Annotated in this window: 16 protein-coding genes; 7 read left to right on the top strand and 9 right to left on the bottom strand. The window is 62.4% G+C overall.

Going from position 1 to position 15,213, the window contains the following annotated elements; all coding sequences use genetic code 11:
- The 4 genes from ACCD05_RS18835 to ACCD05_RS18820 all read right to left on the bottom strand — a co-directional run.
- A partial coding sequence (locus tag ACCD05_RS18835) for a DUF2207 domain-containing protein (RefSeq protein WP_413394572.1) occupies positions 1–1,919 on the bottom strand: 1,919 nt, incomplete at its 3' end.
- A 67-nt stretch (positions 1,920–1,986) separates the two neighbouring features.
- On the bottom strand, positions 1,987–3,243 hold the full coding sequence (locus tag ACCD05_RS18830) for a 3-phosphoshikimate 1-carboxyvinyltransferase (protein WP_413394570.1): 1,257 nt from the start codon (positions 3,241–3,243) through the stop codon (positions 1,987–1,989).
- Positions 3,244–3,365: 122 nt separating this feature from the next.
- Positions 3,366–3,917, bottom strand: coding sequence for a LemA family protein (locus ACCD05_RS18825; protein ID WP_413394568.1), 552 nt, complete (start codon positions 3,915–3,917; stop codon positions 3,366–3,368).
- Between the two features lie 312 nt (positions 3,918–4,229).
- Positions 4,230–5,192, bottom strand: coding sequence for a glycine--tRNA ligase subunit alpha (locus ACCD05_RS18820; RefSeq protein WP_026283030.1), 963 nt, complete (start codon positions 5,190–5,192; stop codon positions 4,230–4,232).
- A gap of 160 nt (positions 5,193–5,352) precedes the next feature.
- Here ACCD05_RS18820 and ACCD05_RS18815 point away from each other — a divergent pair, with 160 nt between their 5' ends.
- Both ACCD05_RS18815 and ACCD05_RS18810 read left to right on the top strand, forming a co-directional pair.
- Positions 5,353–5,640 carry a hypothetical protein gene (locus ACCD05_RS18815; protein WP_413394566.1) on the top strand — a complete coding sequence of 96 codons (288 nt, stop codon included), beginning with the start codon at positions 5,353–5,355 and terminating at the stop codon, positions 5,638–5,640.
- Positions 5,630–5,944, top strand: coding sequence for a type II toxin-antitoxin system RelE/ParE family toxin (locus tag ACCD05_RS18810; protein WP_413394564.1), 315 nt, complete (start codon positions 5,630–5,632; stop codon positions 5,942–5,944). Before ACCD05_RS18815 ends, ACCD05_RS18810 begins: the two co-directional genes overlap by 11 nt.
- 15 nt (positions 5,945–5,959) lie before the next feature.
- Here ACCD05_RS18810 and ACCD05_RS18805 read toward each other — a convergent pair whose 3' ends face one another.
- Positions 5,960–6,151, bottom strand: a complete 192-nt coding sequence (locus ACCD05_RS18805; protein WP_018898632.1) for a membrane protein — start codon at positions 6,149–6,151, stop codon at positions 5,960–5,962.
- A gap of 77 nt (positions 6,152–6,228) precedes the next feature.
- On the bottom strand, positions 6,229–7,086 hold the full coding sequence (locus ACCD05_RS18800; protein WP_413394562.1) for a S49 family peptidase: 858 nt from the start codon (positions 7,084–7,086) through the stop codon (positions 6,229–6,231).
- A 173-nt stretch (positions 7,087–7,259) separates the two neighbouring features.
- Between ACCD05_RS18800 and ACCD05_RS18795 the strand changes: the two genes are divergently transcribed.
- Positions 7,260–8,600 (top strand): Nramp family divalent metal transporter, encoded by a 1,341-nt coding sequence (locus ACCD05_RS18795; protein WP_413394560.1) that lies wholly within the window; start codon positions 7,260–7,262, stop codon positions 8,598–8,600.
- A gap of 6 nt (positions 8,601–8,606) precedes the next feature.
- Here the strand turns inward: ACCD05_RS18795 and ACCD05_RS18790 are convergent.
- The 3 genes from ACCD05_RS18790 to ACCD05_RS18780 form a co-directional block, all read right to left on the bottom strand.
- Positions 8,607–9,555, bottom strand: a protein-coding gene (locus ACCD05_RS18790; protein ID WP_413394558.1) for an IS630 family transposase whose coding sequence is annotated in 2 segments (ribosomal slippage) — positions 8,607–9,218 and positions 9,220–9,555 — 948 coding nt in all. Because the reading frame shifts where the segments join, the coding sequence is not laid out codon by codon here.
- 89 nt (positions 9,556–9,644) lie between these two features.
- Complete coding sequence (locus ACCD05_RS18785; protein ID WP_413394556.1) at positions 9,645–10,451, bottom strand: tRNA1(Val) (adenine(37)-N6)-methyltransferase; 807 nt, start codon at positions 10,449–10,451, stop codon at positions 9,645–9,647.
- Complete coding sequence (locus ACCD05_RS18780) at positions 10,448–10,675, bottom strand: DUF2007 domain-containing protein (RefSeq protein WP_413394554.1); 228 nt, start codon at positions 10,673–10,675, stop codon at positions 10,448–10,450. The genes ACCD05_RS18785 and ACCD05_RS18780 overlap by 4 nt, the downstream gene beginning before the upstream one ends.
- A gap of 109 nt (positions 10,676–10,784) precedes the next feature.
- Between ACCD05_RS18780 and ACCD05_RS18775 the strand changes: the two genes are divergently transcribed.
- The 4 genes from ACCD05_RS18775 (at position 10,785) to moaB (ending at position 15,213) form a co-directional block, all read left to right on the top strand.
- Positions 10,785–11,801, top strand: a complete 1,017-nt coding sequence (locus ACCD05_RS18775) for a polyprenyl synthetase family protein (RefSeq protein ID WP_018898627.1) — start codon at positions 10,785–10,787, stop codon at positions 11,799–11,801.
- A 129-nt stretch (positions 11,802–11,930) separates the two neighbouring features.
- Complete coding sequence (locus ACCD05_RS18770) at positions 11,931–13,763, top strand: tetratricopeptide repeat protein (protein WP_413394552.1); 1,833 nt, start codon at positions 11,931–11,933, stop codon at positions 13,761–13,763.
- 6 nt (positions 13,764–13,769) lie between these two features.
- Positions 13,770–14,681, top strand: a complete 912-nt coding sequence (locus ACCD05_RS18765; RefSeq protein WP_413394550.1) for a 4-(cytidine 5'-diphospho)-2-C-methyl-D-erythritol kinase — start codon at positions 13,770–13,772, stop codon at positions 14,679–14,681.
- Positions 14,668–15,213 carry a molybdenum cofactor biosynthesis protein B gene (moaB, locus tag ACCD05_RS18760; protein WP_209232810.1) on the top strand — a complete coding sequence of 182 codons (546 nt, stop codon included), beginning with the start codon at positions 14,668–14,670 and terminating at the stop codon, positions 15,211–15,213. The genes ACCD05_RS18765 and moaB overlap by 14 nt, the downstream gene beginning before the upstream one ends.

Raw genomic sequence — 15,213 nt, 5'->3', positions numbered from 1 at the left:
CCGGAGAACCCACCTCCCCCGCCGCCCGACGAGAAGCCGCCGCTGCCGCCGGAGAAGCCCGACGAGGTCGAGGTCACGGGTGCGGGGAGTGTCGAGGCGATGGTGGAGGCCATGGAGGAGGAGAAGCCGCCGATGCTGTCGCCGAAACTGCCGGAATGGGTTGGATACCACATGGGCGAATAGGCGGCGGCGGCCGCTCCGGCTGCGGCAGCCGTTGCCAGCCAGGTCTGGAAGGCATCGCTCCAGGGTTTCTCGACACCGAGCGCCACGGCATAGGGAAGCAGCGTTTCGAAATGCTGCGGCGACATGGCGGGTGCGCCGGCCATGTTCATGCGGTCCTTTTCGGCGACCGTCAGGTAGCGGCGCAGGCCATCGATATGGTCCATCAGTCGGCTGCCGAGCGGCGTCGGCGCGCCCATCAGGAAGAAGAACACCACATTGATCATGACGATGCCGCCGACGGCGACGATGACGGGCCAGTGGTCGGCTGCCGTCAACTGCTCGACGGCGGCGGTGACAATGCCGGCGAGGATGGACAGCAGCGTGAAGCCGAAGAAGCCGCCGATGATGACGCTGCCGATCTTGCTGCGCAGCGACGCCCCCTTGCGGAAACTGAGGCCGAGGCGCGACGACAGGATGCCCAGGAATACCGCCGAGAAAACGGTGGCGGCGATGAAGCCGCCGAGGTCGGCATCGACTTCGCCGAAGGCCAGAACGGCGATGATGAAGATGACGCTGAGGACGATGCCGCCGACCGTGTAGAGCGCGTTCGAGTGATAATACTTGCCGCGATGTTCGCCTTCGATCGCCTGGCGGAACTTCTGGCCGGCGTCGCGCACCTTTTCGCCATTGGACTTGCTGATCGAAAAGCTCTGACCGGAGCGGCCAACGAGAGAAAGGAAGGCGGCCTGGCCGGCAGGTAGGGCTTTCGGCAGCGGCTTGTCGGTTCGGGTGACAGTGATGCTGGAGCCGATATCGTCGAAGGTGACGTATCCCTTGACAGCGAGGTCCAGCGCGTTGGCCGAGAAGGCCGGCCAGCCGGCGCCGTTGAAGCCCTTGTTGTCGATGTAGTTGACCAGCGCCGGCGACAGACCCTCGGGCGGGTCCCAGCGCGGCACGACGACACCACGGGCCGGATCGCGGCCGACCCTCACCCAGAAGAACACGTAGTAGAGTGCGACGAGGAGGAGACCCGCGACGGCGATGACATCGGCCGTGTGATCGCGCAGCCACCAGGCGCGAAGCTGAGCTGTCGATGGCGGGTCGATGACGCCCTTCGGCACGCCGGCGACGACGGTCAGCCCTTCGTTCTGCCCGAGCATGCGGGTCGTGGCGAATATCGCCTGATTGCCCTCGATGCGCGACGTGGCATTCGTGGCGCGCGAACCGAACGGGCCGGTATAGGCGGCAAGCCTCGTCACCTCGCCCGATGGCATGCTGATGCGCGCCGAGGCCTGCTCGATGGCGAACTGCCAACCGGTGCCGGTGACGTTCCAATAGACCTCGTCATGGTCAGGGAAGTAGCGGATCATGCGATCGGCCTTGTAGGTCAAGACATAGGTGTGCTCGCCCTCAGGCACGATGGTGTCACTGGAGCCGGCATAGATGCGGATGCCGCCATCGATGCTTTCGGTCTTATAGGGCTCAGGCTGGCCATCGCGAGTGACGGAGAGAAGATCGAAGCCGACGCGGATGGTGCGCCCCTCGCCATCCAGCATGGTCAGCGGGAAGTCGCGGAAGATGCCGCGCCTGACCTTGAACCCCTCGGCGACGATCGAGATCGTCTCGGTCACGGTGAGATCGCCGTCCTTGGCGACCTCGACTTCCGAATGATAAGAAGTGATGCGCTCGTTTGCGGCGGCAAACGATGCCGCCAGCAGAAACATCAGAGCGGCAACGAGACCGGACAACCAACGCATCAAGACATTCTCCCCTTGTCTTTTCAGAATTGTCTTTTTTGGATTGCCCGGCGACATCGCCTGCCGGTTATTCGTCCTTTATCGCGACGCCGAGCGAGGACAGCACCTTCCAGTACTCAGGGAAGGTCTTGCCGACGCAATCCGGGTCCAGAATGGTGATGCCGTCGATCTTCAGACCGGCGAGCGCGAAGCTCATGGCGATGCGGTGATCGGCGAAGGTATCGATATCAGCCGGCAGATGCTGGCCAGCCAAAGCCGGGTCGGAGGAGACGATCAGGTCGTCGCCGTCCTCGGTCGCAAGGCCTGCGCGGATGTTGTTAAGGCCAGTCGAGACGGCGCGGATGCGATCGCATTCCTTGACGCGCAGATTGGCGATGCCGACGAAGCGCACCGGCGTTTCGTTAAAGGCGGCCAGCACGGCGATGGTCGGCACCGCATCCTGCATCTGCGAGCCGTCGATTTCGGCGGGCAGATGCGGGAACTGCCTGATGACGTCGTAGGCTTTCGCGTCGGGCTGGGTGAAATCCTCATTGGCGACGCCAAGGTCGATCGCGCCCTTGGTCAGCACTTCGGCGGCCCAGAGATAGGTGGCAGCGGAGGCATCCGGCTCGATGACGAAATCGGTCGCTGTATAGCCGGTCGGCTCGATCACCCAGGAGGATGGCGTCGGCTGGGTGACCTTGGCGCCGAAGGCGCGCATGACGGCGAGCGTCAGGTCGATATAGCCACGCGCGCCAATATCGGCGCCGGCAAGCTCGATGGTGAACGGCTCGGAGCCGCAGGCGGCCGCCATCTGCAGGGCGGAGACATACTGGCTGGAGAGGCCGGCATCGATGACGACCTTGTTGTTCGCAAAACGGCCGTTGGCGTCGATCGTCACCGGCGGGCAGCCAGTGGGCGCTTCAATCGCGACGCCGAGTGACTTCAGGGCATCGACCAGCGGCTTGATCGGGCGCTTGCGCATATGCTCGTCGCCGTCGACGACATAGCGGCCATGGCCGAGCGCGAGCGCTGCCGTCAAAAATCGGGTGGCGGTGCCGGCATTGCCGAGGAAGAGCGGGGCTGCGGGCGCCTTGAGCTCGCCGGAGCTGGTGACGACGAAGGTTGTCGCATCGGGCTCGTCCACCGTCACACCCATGCCGCGCAAAGCTTCGGCCATATAGCGCGTATCGTCGCTCTTCAGCGCGCCGGTCAGCCGGCTGGTGCCCTTGGCGAGACCGGCCAGAAGCAGCGCGCGGTTGGTGATCGACTTCGAGCCGGGAGGCACGGCACGGCCGGACAGCGGCTTGGCCGCCGGGATGATGGTGAGCTTGTCTTTACTCATGGGCTTGTCTTCACTCATTACGTCTTTTCCGGCAAATGCGCGCGGCCCTATCCGGCCGCGATCTTGCCCTGCTCATAGCAGCTTTTCAGCAAAGGCAAATGGCTGTTCTCAGAACTTTGGGATCAGAACTTTACGCTCGGGACGGCGCGATCGGCCTCGTTGGTGATCTCGAAATACTCGCGCTTGCTGAAACCGAACTGGTTGGCGACGAGGTTCGAGGGGAAGCTCTCGACCTTGACGTTGAGATCGCGGGCGGAGCCGTTGTAATAGCGGCGCGCCATCTGGATCTCGCTTTCCATGGTTTCGAGCGAGGTCTGCAGTTCACGGAAATTCTCGTTCGCCTTCAGATCCGGATAGGCTTCGGCGAGCGCCATGACGCGGCCGAGCGCTGCACCCAGCAAACCTTCCGCCTGCGCACGGCCGGCGACATCGCCTGCCGGAACGGTCTGTGCCTGGTTGCGGAGCTTGACGACCTCTTCGAGTGTCGTCTTTTCGTGGGTGGCGTAGCCCTTCACGGTCTCGATCAGGTTGGGGATCAGATCGGCGCGACGCTTCAGCTGCACATCGATGCCGGACCAGGCCTCTTCGGCCATCTGCCGGGCGCGCACGAGGCCGTTATAGACAAAGACCGCATAGAGCGCGATCACGACGATGAGGCCTAGAATAATATACATCGCGAATCCCCCGTTACGACGCAAGGTCGGCCGGGAGACTATGCGGCTTGGCGACGCTTGTCATCTCCCGCCGTTGTAGTTTGGCGCATCCCAAGATCTCGCGATACCGCGGCGGCCGGATAAGTCCTATCTTGACCATGGATCGGCCGACGGCGGCGGAATCCAAACAAGGTCACGAGGATCAATCAGCCATGAGCGCAGCCATCTTCCTGCTCAACATGCTTGCCATCGCTTCGTTCTTCACGCTCAAGGGCGCGCCGCGTCCGGCAGCGCGCACCGTTGAGGTGAAGGCAAACAGGCGTCGCTGACCGCTTAGGCAGCCTTGCTGGCGAGATTGACGCCACCGGCGTCGGTCAGCAGGAAAGCCTCGCCGCAGGCCTTGGCGAGCGTACGTACGCGCAGGATATAGCTCTGGCGCTCGGTGACCGAGATCACGCCGCGCGCATCCAGCAGGTTGAAGACGTGGCTGGCCTTGATGCACTGGTCGTAGGCCGGGAAGACGCACTTGTGCAGCTTCTGGTTATCGCTATCACCGGGCGCGCCGGCAGCGAGCAGCGCCTGGCATTCCTTCTCGGCATCGATGAAGTGGCGATGCAGCATCTCGGTGTTGGCGAATTCGAAGTTGTGGCGTGAATATTCCTGCTCTGCCTGCAGGAAGACGTCGCCGTAGCTGATCTTCTCATCGCCTTCGCGGCCGTTGAAGTTCAGGTCGTAGACGTTGTCGACGCCCTGCACATACATGGCGAGGCGCTCGAGGCCATAGGTCAGTTCGCCCGCGACCGGCGAGCATTCGAGGCCGCAGACCTGCTGGAAATAGGTGAACTGCGAGACTTCCATGCCGTCGCACCAGCACTCCCAGCCGAGACCCCAGGCGCCAAGCGTCGGGCTTTCCCAATCGTCCTCGACGAAGCGGACGTCGTGCAGAAGCGGATCGAGGCCGATCGCAGCGAGCGAGCCGAGATAGAGTTCCTGCAGGTTCGGCGGGTTCGGCTTCAGGATGACCTGATACTGGTAATAATGCTGCAGGCGGTTCGGGTTTTCACCGTAGCGACCGTCGGACGGGCGGCGCGAGGGCTGCACATAGGCGGCCTTCCAGGGCTTGGGTCCCAGCGCGCGCAGCGTGGTCGCCGGATGGAACGTGCCGGCGCCGACTTCCATGTCGTAAGGCTGCAGCACCGCGCAACCCTTGTCCGCCCAGTAGCTGTGCAGCGTCAGGATCAGCGCCTGAAACGAGCGCTTCGGGTTCATGTGGTCGGGGATGCTGGGTGCAGACATGAGGTTAGTCGCCATTCAATTGGATCGGTGGGCGACAGGTGCCACGAGCGGCGATGAGGGTCAAGGGTTTCGCATCCCGATCTCTTCCCCACAGTTTGCAGGGAGGACAAGCGGTGTCGGTTGCCTTATAGTGAGTACAGACCTTGCCTTGGAGACGACTATGAACGCCAAGAACGCCGTGATGCTATCGGATGAGGATCTTCGCTACGCGGAGAAACTCGTTGAGGATGGGCGGTTTCCGAGCGTGTCGGACGTCGTCAAAGAAGGGTTGGCACGGATGAGGAAGCGCGATGCCTCAAGCGATCCTCTTGCGGGAATGGCCGACGAGATCCGTCGGCGAATGGAGTTGCCCGAGGATCAGCGGATACCGCTCGAAGGCGACACCATGTTCGATGAGGTGAGAGCATTCATCCGCGAACGTAAAGCGACGAGGAAGTATGGCGTATAGGGTTACGCGCCATCCTCTCGTTAAGAACGATCTTCTCGACATCACCATGCTGGTTGGTGAGTACGCCGGCTATGAAGTTGCCGAGGATAAAATCGACCTGATTGAGCAAAAGCTCCGCTCTCTTGCCGACTTTCCTCATATCGGCACCGTCCGAAGCGACTTTCACCCGCATCTGCGCGCCATTCCCGCGTCGGATAAAGCGACCGTCTGCTTTACCGTCAATGACGAAACCCAATCCGTCTTTGTTCTCTGCATCAGCTATGGCGGAGCGGATTGGCAGGCGCGGGTTCGTGAACGCAGCTGATCAAAGCCCTCTCCCTCACTCATCATCCTTCTTCAAATGATACTCGCCCGTCACCGGGTCTTTCACCAGCGTGCCGATCGCTCCGGTCTGCTGCTCCCTCTGGGCGCGGCGGGATTTTTCCTGCAGGCGCTTGGCTTCGGCCACAAAGCGGCGGTAGAGGAGCCAGGCGCCCAGGACGAGCACACCCATGATCAAAAGCTGCGGCATGTCGTCTGTCTTCAACCCCTCGTTATTTCAACGCAGGTCCGGCTGCGCAGGTTCGCTGCGCTTTTGCCGGAATTGCGTCAGAGCCCGTATCGGCTCCACAATGCCTTGTCTTCGGCCGTCTCGACAAGACCGGCCGCGAAGCCGGAGGCGGCTCCTTCGAGCGATGATGATATGCCGGGAATGCGGCGTCCGAAAAGCCCCCTTGCAGGGGTTACGAGTTCCAGCTTGGTTTTCGAGCCGTAACGCTTCTTCAGTTCCTGGCGCATGTCGCCGAGACCGTCGATAAGGCCGAGCTCCAAGCCGCGCGTGCCGGTCCAGAAAAGGCCGGAGAAGACCGTCGTGTCATCCTTCAGTTTGCCGGCGCGGCGCTCGCGGACCATCGCGATGAAGACCTGGTGGATCTCCAGCTGCAGCGTCTTTAGATATTCGATGTCCTTTTCCTTCTCCGGCTGGAAGGGATCGAGGATAACCTTGTTTTCGCCGGCGGTATAGACGCGGCGCTCGACACCGATCTTCTTCAGAAGCTCAGGGAAGCCGAAGCCGCCGGAGACGACGCCGATCGAGCCGACGATCGAGGTCGGGTCGGCGATGATCTCGTCGCCCGCAAGCGCGATCATGTAGCCGCCGGAGGCCGCTACGTCCTCGACGAAGACGATGACCTTCTTCTGCTTTTCGCGCGCCAGCTCGCGGATGCGGGTGAAGATCAACCGCGACTGAACCGGCGAACCGCCGGGCGAATTGATGGAGATCGCGACGGCCGGCGCGTCCTTGAAGCTGAAGGCCTTTTCGAGCACCTGCGCGGTCGAGGCAAGGTTCAGCGCCGGGCGGAACTGGCTGCCGCCGGTCATGATCGCGCCCTGGAGCCTGACAACCGGGATCACGATGCCCTCCTTGCTGAAGCGCTTCGGCATCAGTTTTCTCAAAAATCCGGCCATTCCCATTCCTTCGTATAGGCTGCGTGAAACGTCTCTCCCATGTATGCGTCGCAAGGGCAAACACAATGGGCGAGACGCAAAACAACTGCGCGCCAAGTTTCTTGTTGCGAATGACTTGCATTATCATTCTAATCGGCCATATTGCTTTTATCGGTTAAACAGGCGGATGCTGCATGGACATTATGACACCCAAGGCCAAGACGGGCTGGCGCCACGAGCGCGAGGAGGCGTCGATGGCCGATGTCCACCGTACGATCGGAACGCAGAAGCACGCCTCGCGCTGGCGCCGCGCCATCGCCTTCGTCGGTCCCGGATATCTGGTGGCCGTCGGCTATATGGACCCCGGCAACTGGTCGACCTCGCTCGCCGGCGGCTCGAAGTTCGGCTACACGCTGCTGACGGTGGCGCTGCTCTCCAACCTGATGGCGATCGTGCTGCAATCGCTCTGCGCGCGCCTCGCCATCGGCTCGGGCCGCGATCTGGCGCAGGCCTGCCGCGATGCCTTCCCGCGCTGGGTATCGATCCCGCTCTGGCTGTTTGCCGAAATCGCGATCATCGCCACCGATATCGCCGAGGTGATCGGCACGGCGATCGGCCTCAACCTGCTGTTCGGCATTCCGCTCGAACTCGGCGTCCTCATCACCGCGCTCGATGTGTTCCTTATCCTCTATCTGCAGAAGATCGGCTTCCGCTGGGTCGAGGCTTTCGTGATCGCGCTTCTCGGGATCATCACCGTCTGCTTCGGCGTGCAAATCTTCATGGCCGATCCGCAGTGGGGCGAAGTCATCCGCGGCTTCTTCCCGACCACGGAGATCGTCTCCAATCCGGAGATGCTCTATCTGGCGCTCGGCATTCTCGGCGCCACGGTCATGCCGCATAATCTCTACCTGCATTCGGGCATCGTGCAGACCCGCGATTACGGCCACAGCGTGCCGGAAAAGCGCGAGGCGCTGACCTATGCGACGATCGATTCCACCGTGGCGCTCTGCTTCGCGCTTCTGATCAATGCCTCGATCCTGATCCTCGCCGCCGCAGCCTTCCATGCCAATGGACGCACCGACGTCGCGGAACTCGGCGAAGCCTCCTCGCTTCTCGCACCGCTGCTGGGACTTGCGCTGGCACCGACGCTCTTCGGCATCGCGCTTCTGTGCTGCGGCCTGAACTCGACGGTGACGGCCACCATGGCCGGGCAGATCATCATGGAAGGGTTCCTGAAGATCAGGCTGCAGCCCTGGATCCGCCGGCTGATCACCCGCGCCATCGCCATCGTGCCGGCTGGTTTCGTGACCATCTGGTATGGCGACGCGGGCACCGCAGAGCTCTTGATCCTGACGCAGGTCGTTCTCAGCCTGCAGCTTTCCTTCGCTGTCTTCCCGCTGGTGATGTTCACCGCCAACAAGGCGAAGATGGGCGACCTCGTCGCACCGCGCTGGCTGTCTGCCATCGCCTACACGATCGCCATCATCATCGCCGGACTGAACATCAAGCTTCTGTTCGACTTCGTGATCGGCTAGAGCGTTTCATCTTTTAACGGAACCATATCCGGCATTTTCGAGATAGTTCTGGCATTCGGCGGGCTGGATGGTTTCGACCAGCCTGCCGATATGGCGCCATGTGTCGTCGATGGTGCGCTTTTGTGCATTTCTCATCCAATGTTTGATCTTGGAGAAGGCCTGTTCGATCGGATTGAGGTCCGGCGAATAGGGTGGCAGGAACCAGAGCCGCGCACCGGCTGCTTTGATCAACCGACGGATGGCTGCCGACTTGTGGCTGCCGAGATTGTCCATGACGACGATGTCGCCTGGCTTGAGGACCGGCACCAACTGCTGTTCGACATAGGCGCGGAAGCACTGGCCGTTCATCGGTCCGTCGAAGACACAGGGCGCTGTAAGCCGATCGTTTCTCAAGGCGCCCAGGAATGTCAGCGTGCGCCAGTGGCCATGCGGTGCAAATGCCCGCAGTCGCTTGCCTTTTGGCCCCCAGCCCCTGATCGGCGACATGTTGGTCTTGATCCAGGTCTCATCAATGAAGACTAGCCGTTCGGGATCGAGATGATTTTGCAGGGCCTTCCACCGCTGTCTTCTGCGAGCGACGTCGGCACGCGCCTGCTCAAGGGCGAGCAGCGTTTTTTTTGAAGCGCAGCCCTTCGCTGCGAAGGAACTCCCAGATCGTATTGTGCGAGACGGAAATCCCCCGCTCGGACAACTCCGCCTTCAGGCCATGGAGTGTCACGTGCGGGTTCTCGGCGAGCCGTTGCACAATGATATCACGATGCGGTTCGAGTATCCGCTTGCGGTGACCGCCCATCTTGCCGGGATGAACCGATCCGGTCGCACGATGGCGCTGGGACCATTTCACGACGGAAGACGCGGCGATTTCAAACCGCGTCGCCACTGAACGAACGCTCTCGCCACTCAGTACGGCGGCAACAACGCGCTCACGAAGATCATTCGATATCGGTGCGGTCATTGATGCTGGCCTCCATCCAGCCAGCATCAATGAATCAGAACAAAACTGATTTGGGAAACGCTGTCGATTCAGAAAAATACGGAAACGCTCTAACGCCTGGAGTAAGCTGCGCGGCCGTTGTTGAGGTCGTCGACGAAGGGGGAGAACTTGTGGCTCCCCTCTTCGTGCATGATCAGCGGCGCGCGCAGCGACAGCCGGGCGCGCGAGCCCTTGATCGCGGTCACCAGGATGCGCACGGCGTTTTCACCTTCGCGCGGATGGATGGCCGTGATCTCGATGCCGCCGAAGCGACGGCCACAGGCGTCGATGATTTCCGCGATCGATTCCGGCCGAGCGATCAGCGATAGCTGGCCGCCAGGGATCATGATGGCGCCGGCCGTACGCAGCCAGCTTTCGAACAGATCCTCCGTCATCGCGTGCGCCTCGGCCTTCAGCACATCCGGCGTCTTTCGGTCGCCGGGATCGTTGAAGGGCGGGTTGAGGATGACGTGGTGGAAGCTCTCGTCGATGAGGCCGGCGTCGTTGCGCGCCTTGGCCTTCAGCGTCACATTCGCTTCGATCACGGTGACACGGCCCAGCATGTGGGCGTTTTCCGCAAGATCCAGGCTGCGGCGGGCGTAATCGGCCATCTCGGCGGAACGCTCGAAGAGCACGACCTCGGCCTTCGGCAGCCGCGAGGCGACGGCGAGGCCCGCCGCACCGGCGCCGGCGCCGAGATCGGCGACCTTTACCGCTCTCCCCTCATCCACCAATGCCGCAAGCAGCATGGCATCCATGCCGGAGCGATGCCCTCTGCCCTTCGGCTGGAGAATGTGAAAGGCGCCGCGATGGAAGGCGTCGATGGTCTCGGTTACGGGCTGATCGGCCCTGGGCTCGCTGGTCACGGCGTCGCTCACTTCTGCTCACGCAATTCGTCGCCGAGACCGGCGTCGATGAGGATGCGGCGGGCACGGTCGGCTTGGTCGTCTTCGACCAGCAGGCGGCGCGGCAGCATGCCGAGCGAGCCTTCCAATATGCTCATGCCCTGATCGGCGATAAAGCAATGGGTGCCGGCATCCTTCATCAGGCTTTCAGCGAAGGAGAGCAGCACGGGATCATTGGCGCGGATAAGTTCATGCATTTACCGTGAAATCCCTTTCAATTTTCCGCGACGTGGCAATTTCGCCTCTTGCCGCTCAAGCCGCCCCTTTCTATTGTCAAATCCAATGAGTGAACAGGAGTCCGGGTCGTTGGGCGTGGTCATACCGCTTGAAGAAAGCAAAAACAAACTGGCATCCGTCAAGCCTTTGGTGGATCTAACCAAGGCGGACATGGAGCGGGTCAACCAGTTGATCCTTTCTAAGGCCGGTTCAGACGTGCAGATGATCCCCGAAGTGGCGAACCATCTGATCTCGTCCGGCGGCAAGCGGCTGCGCCCGATGCTGACGCTCGCCTCCTCCGCGCTCTACGGCTACCAGGGCGAAAACCACATCAAGCTCGCGACCGCGGTCGAGTTCATGCATACGGCAACGCTGCTGCACGACGACGTCGTCGATGAAAGCGACCTGCGCCGTGGCAAGTCCACCGCCCGCATGATCTGGGGCAACCAGGCAAGCGTGCTGGTCGGCGACTTCCTGCTTGGCCAGGCCTTCCGCATGATGGTCGATGTCGGCTCGCTCGATGCGCTCGACGTGCTCTCTTCCGCCGCCTGCGTGATCGCCGAAGGCGAAGTGCTGCAGCTTTCCGTCGCCAAGAACATGGAAACCACCGAGGACGACTATCTCTCGGTCATCCGCGCCAAGACCGCGGCGCTGTTTGCGGCGGCTGCCGAAGTCGGCCCGATCGTGGCGGATGCCGGCAAGGCCGGCCGCAACGCGATGAAGTCCTACGGCATGAACCTTGGCCTCGCCTTCCAGCTGGTCGACGACGTGCTCGATTACGGCGGCAAGGCAGCCGATCTCGGAAAGAATGTCGGCGACGACTTCCGCGAGGGCAAGATCACGCTTCCCGTCATCCTCGCCTATCGGCGCGGCACCGAGGAAGAACGCGCCTTCTGGCGCAAGGCGATCGAGGGTGGCGAAAGCAACGATCAGAACCTCGAAAAGGCACTTGGCCTGATCACCAAGTACGGAACGCTGAACGATACCATTGGTCGGGCGGTCCATTATGGCACGATTGCACGCGATGCACTGGCGCCGCTTCCCGATACGGCATGGAAATCCGCACTGATGGAAGTCATCGACTTCTGCATCGAGCGCGTCAATTAACCGACGATCATTGGTCCAAGGCTGATTTTCTTGCGGGGTCGCTTCAAAAAAGCCATCCTGTCGTGAATCAGTCTTCTCAACTGATTTTGCAGTCGACGCTGGTGGGCTGTTCTCACGAAAGGTTTTCTAATGCGGCGGAAATTTGCCATACGTCTTCTTTCGAGCGCGTCGCTTGCGGCAGTTCTGTCGCTGAGCGTGCTCGGCGGCGCCAATGCCGAAGACGCGGCCAAGAAGGACGACGCCAGCGCGACCGTGATCTTCGATCCTGATAGCGTCAACACCTTCTCCGGCGCTTTGCTTGCCGCCCGCACCGCCGATGTCGACCACGATTACGAAACGGCGATCGAGCTCTACAAGAAGGCGCTGCAGATCGAGCCCGGCAATCCGGAGATCCGCCAGCGCCTGATGATCTCGCTGCTGCTCAATGGCGACATCAAGGACAGTGTGCGCTACGCCAACGAGCTGAAGAACGATCCGAGCATCGAGCGCCTCTCGACCATCGTGCGCGGCGCCGACGCGATCCGCCGCGGCGAATACAAGACGGCCGAGAGCGCGCTGAAGACCACCGGCCCGACCGATCTCGACCGCGTCATGAACGACCTGATGGCCGCCTGGGCGCGACTTGGCGCCGGCAAGGGCAAGGATGCGCTGTCGCAGGTCGAGAAGCTGAAGGGGCCGGAGTGGCTCGCCATCTTCCAGAACTACAATGCCGGCGCGATCGCCATCGTCAACGGCGACGTGCGCTCGGCGCGCAAGCACCTGAACGACGCCGTGCTTGACAAGGATGGTGCGGCCACTGCTCCCGATACCTTCATGCGCGCCATCATGGCGCTCGCTCGCCTGGAAGCGACGCAGGGCAACAAGCAGAAGGCGCTCGATACGGTTTCGGTCGGCGACAACCTGCTGCCCAACTACGCGCCGCTCAACGCGCTGCGCCAGAGCATCACCAATGACGAAAAGCAGGTGCAGCAGATCACCACCGCCAAGCAGGGTGCGGCCGGCGTTCTGTTCTCCTTTGCCGGCGCGCTGAACCGCGACGGCGCCGAGGATATCGTCTCGCTCTACCTGCAGATCGCCCGCGCGCTCGACCCTGATAGCGCCGACGCGCTGGTCATGCTCGGCGGTATCGCCGAGAAGCAGAGCCAGTTGGACCGCGCCATCGCGCTCTACAAGGAAGTGCCCGACAATTCGCCGATGAGCCGCATCTCCGAGCTGCAGCTCGGCCTGGCGCTCGCCGAAGGCGGCAAGGTCGAAGAAGCCCGCACGCATCTGCGTGGTCTGATCCAATCGGATCCGAAGGATATTCGCAGCTACCTCGCCTATGGCAGCGTTCTCTCCGACGCCAAGGACTACAAGGCGATGGCCGAGAACTACGACAAGGCTGTCGAGGTTATCGGCCCGCTGCCGGGCAAGAACACCTGGACTGTCTTCTTCCAGCGCGGCATCGCCTATGAGCGGCTGAAGCAGTGGGACAAGGCCGAGCCAAGCTTCCGCAAGGCGCTGGACCTCAACCCGAACCAACCGCAGGTCTTGAACTATCTCGGCTACTCCTGGATCGACATGAACCGGAACCTCGACGAGGGTCTGGAGATGATTAAGAAGGCCGTGGATCTGCGCCCCGACGATGGCTACATCATCGATTCGCTCGGCTGGGCCTATTTCCGCCTCGGCAAGTTCGATGACGCCACCGAGGAACTGGAGCGCGCGGCACAGATCAAGGCCGGCGACGCGACGATCAATGACCATCTGGGCGATGCTTACTGGCGCGTCGGACGCAAGCTTGAGGCCGTCTACCAGTGGAACCGGGCGCTGGGCTCGGAACCCGAGGCCGCCGAGATCCCGAAGATCAAGGACAAGATCGCCAACGGCCTGCCTGCAGTGACCGACGACGCCAAGACCGTTGACAAGAAGATGCCCGATCCGGCCCCTGTCGACCCGAAGCCGGCCGACAAGAAGACCTGATCATCCATGGCTGACACCGGCTTCGGCTTCGCCGACGGCGTTGCGATCAGCGAGGATGCCTTTGCCAAGATCAATCTGGCCCTGCATGTGACGGGCCAGAGAGACGATGGCTATCATCTGCTGGAAATGCTGGTGACGTTCACGCGGGCGGGCGACCAGCTGGACTTCGCGCCAGCCGATGCCGACGAATTTCATATCTCCGGCCGCTTCGGCGATGCGCTTGCGAGCGATGGCGGCACCAATCTGGTGCTGAAGGCGCGCGATGCGTTGCGTCTTGCCGTCCTTGACGTTGGCGGGACCGCACCGCCGGTCAGCATCCATTTGCGCAAGGATCTGCCGATTGCCTCAGGCATCGGCGGCGGCTCGGCGGATGCGGCAGCGGCGCTGCGCGGGCTGATGCGGCTCTGGGGCATTCCCCTGCCCGCCGCGACCATCGACGCCATCGCCATCAAGCTCGGCGCCGATGTGCCGATGTGTCTGGCGAGCCGGCCGCTGATTGCCCGCGGGATCGGCGAGCGGATCGAGACGGTGCGCGACTTGCCTGCCTTTCCCATGGTGCTCGCCAATCCGCTGAAGGGCGTTTCGACGCCCGAGGTGTTCCGCAAGCTGGCGACGAAGACGAACGGCGCGCTTGCGGTAGCACCCGGCCTCTCCTGGCTCGACGCGCTGCGCGGCATGCGCAACGATCTCGAACCGCCGGCGCGCGCGCTGCTGCCCGAGATCGCCGAAATCTCGGACATGCTGCGCGATCAAGGCGCGCGCTTCGTGCGGATGTCGGGATCGGGCGCGACGTGCTTCGGCATATTCGCCAGCGCGGACGAAGCGAATGCCGCAGCGGACGCGCTTCACTGCAAGCGGCCGGACTGGTATTTCGAGGCAACAGAGACATTGGCGGGAGATGATGATGACAGGCGTTGACGACACGCGTCCGTTCATTCCGGTGGGATTTGCCGTGCTGACGGTTTCAGACACGCGCACGGCTGCGGACGACCGCTCAGGCGATACGCTGGCGGCCCGTATCTCGGAGGCTGGGCACCGGCTGATCGCGCGCGCCATCGCGCCCGACGACAGACAGGCGATCGCCGCGCAGGTGCAGGCATGGACGGCGCAATCGGATGTCGACGTGATCATCACCACCGGCGGAACCGGCTTTACCGGCCGCGACGTGACGCCCGAGACGCTGGAGCCGCTGTTCGACAAGCGCATGGACGGATTCTCGGCCGTCTTCCACCGCATTTCGCAGGACAAGATCGGCACGTCGACCGTGCAGTCACGCGCGACGGCGGGGCTGATCGGCACCACCTTCGTCTTCGTGCTGCCGGGATCGCCCGGCGCCTGCAAGGACGCGTGGGACGGCATCTTGAAGGCGCAGTTCGATTATCGCCACATGCCGTGCAACTTCGTGGAAATCATGCCCAGGCTCGACGAACACCTGAAGCGCGGCGCTTAG

The organism is Rhizobium sp. Rhizsp42, from assembly GCF_047304155.1.
Lineage (GTDB): Bacteria > Pseudomonadota > Alphaproteobacteria > Rhizobiales > Rhizobiaceae > Rhizobium.
The sequence above is the reverse complement of the archived record's forward strand: the minus strand, read 5'-3'. Positions and strand labels throughout refer to the sequence as shown.

What these genes read in the sequence shown, in the direction of transcription:
- ACCD05_RS18830 (WP_413394570.1), bottom strand. Translation starts at nt 3,243, where the DNA reads ATGAGTAAAGACAAGCTCACCATCATCCCGGCGGCCAAGCCGCTGTCC.
- ACCD05_RS18825 (WP_413394568.1), bottom strand. Translation starts at nt 3,917, where the DNA reads ATGTATATTATTCTAGGCCTCATCGTCGTGATCGCGCTCTATGCGGTC.
- ACCD05_RS18820 (WP_026283030.1), bottom strand. Translation starts at nt 5,192, where the DNA reads ATGTCTGCACCCAGCATCCCCGACCACATGAACCCGAAGCGCTCGTTT.
- ACCD05_RS18815 (WP_413394566.1), top strand. Translation starts at nt 5,353, where the DNA reads ATGAACGCCAAGAACGCCGTGATGCTATCGGATGAGGATCTTCGCTAC.
- ACCD05_RS18810 (WP_413394564.1), top strand. Translation starts at nt 5,630, where the DNA reads ATGGCGTATAGGGTTACGCGCCATCCTCTCGTTAAGAACGATCTTCTC.
- ACCD05_RS18805 (WP_018898632.1), bottom strand. Translation starts at nt 6,151, where the DNA reads ATGCCGCAGCTTTTGATCATGGGTGTGCTCGTCCTGGGCGCCTGGCTC.
- ACCD05_RS18800 (WP_413394562.1), bottom strand. Translation starts at nt 7,086, where the DNA reads ATGGCCGGATTTTTGAGAAAACTGATGCCGAAGCGCTTCAGCAAGGAG.
- ACCD05_RS18795 (WP_413394560.1), top strand. Translation starts at nt 7,260, where the DNA reads ATGGACATTATGACACCCAAGGCCAAGACGGGCTGGCGCCACGAGCGC.
- ACCD05_RS18780 (WP_413394554.1), bottom strand. Translation starts at nt 10,675, where the DNA reads ATGCATGAACTTATCCGCGCCAATGATCCCGTGCTGCTCTCCTTCGCT.
- ACCD05_RS18770 (WP_413394552.1), top strand. Translation starts at nt 11,931, where the DNA reads ATGCGGCGGAAATTTGCCATACGTCTTCTTTCGAGCGCGTCGCTTGCG.
- ACCD05_RS18765 (WP_413394550.1), top strand. Translation starts at nt 13,770, where the DNA reads ATGGCTGACACCGGCTTCGGCTTCGCCGACGGCGTTGCGATCAGCGAG.
- moaB (WP_209232810.1), top strand. Translation starts at nt 14,668, where the DNA reads ATGACAGGCGTTGACGACACGCGTCCGTTCATTCCGGTGGGATTTGCC.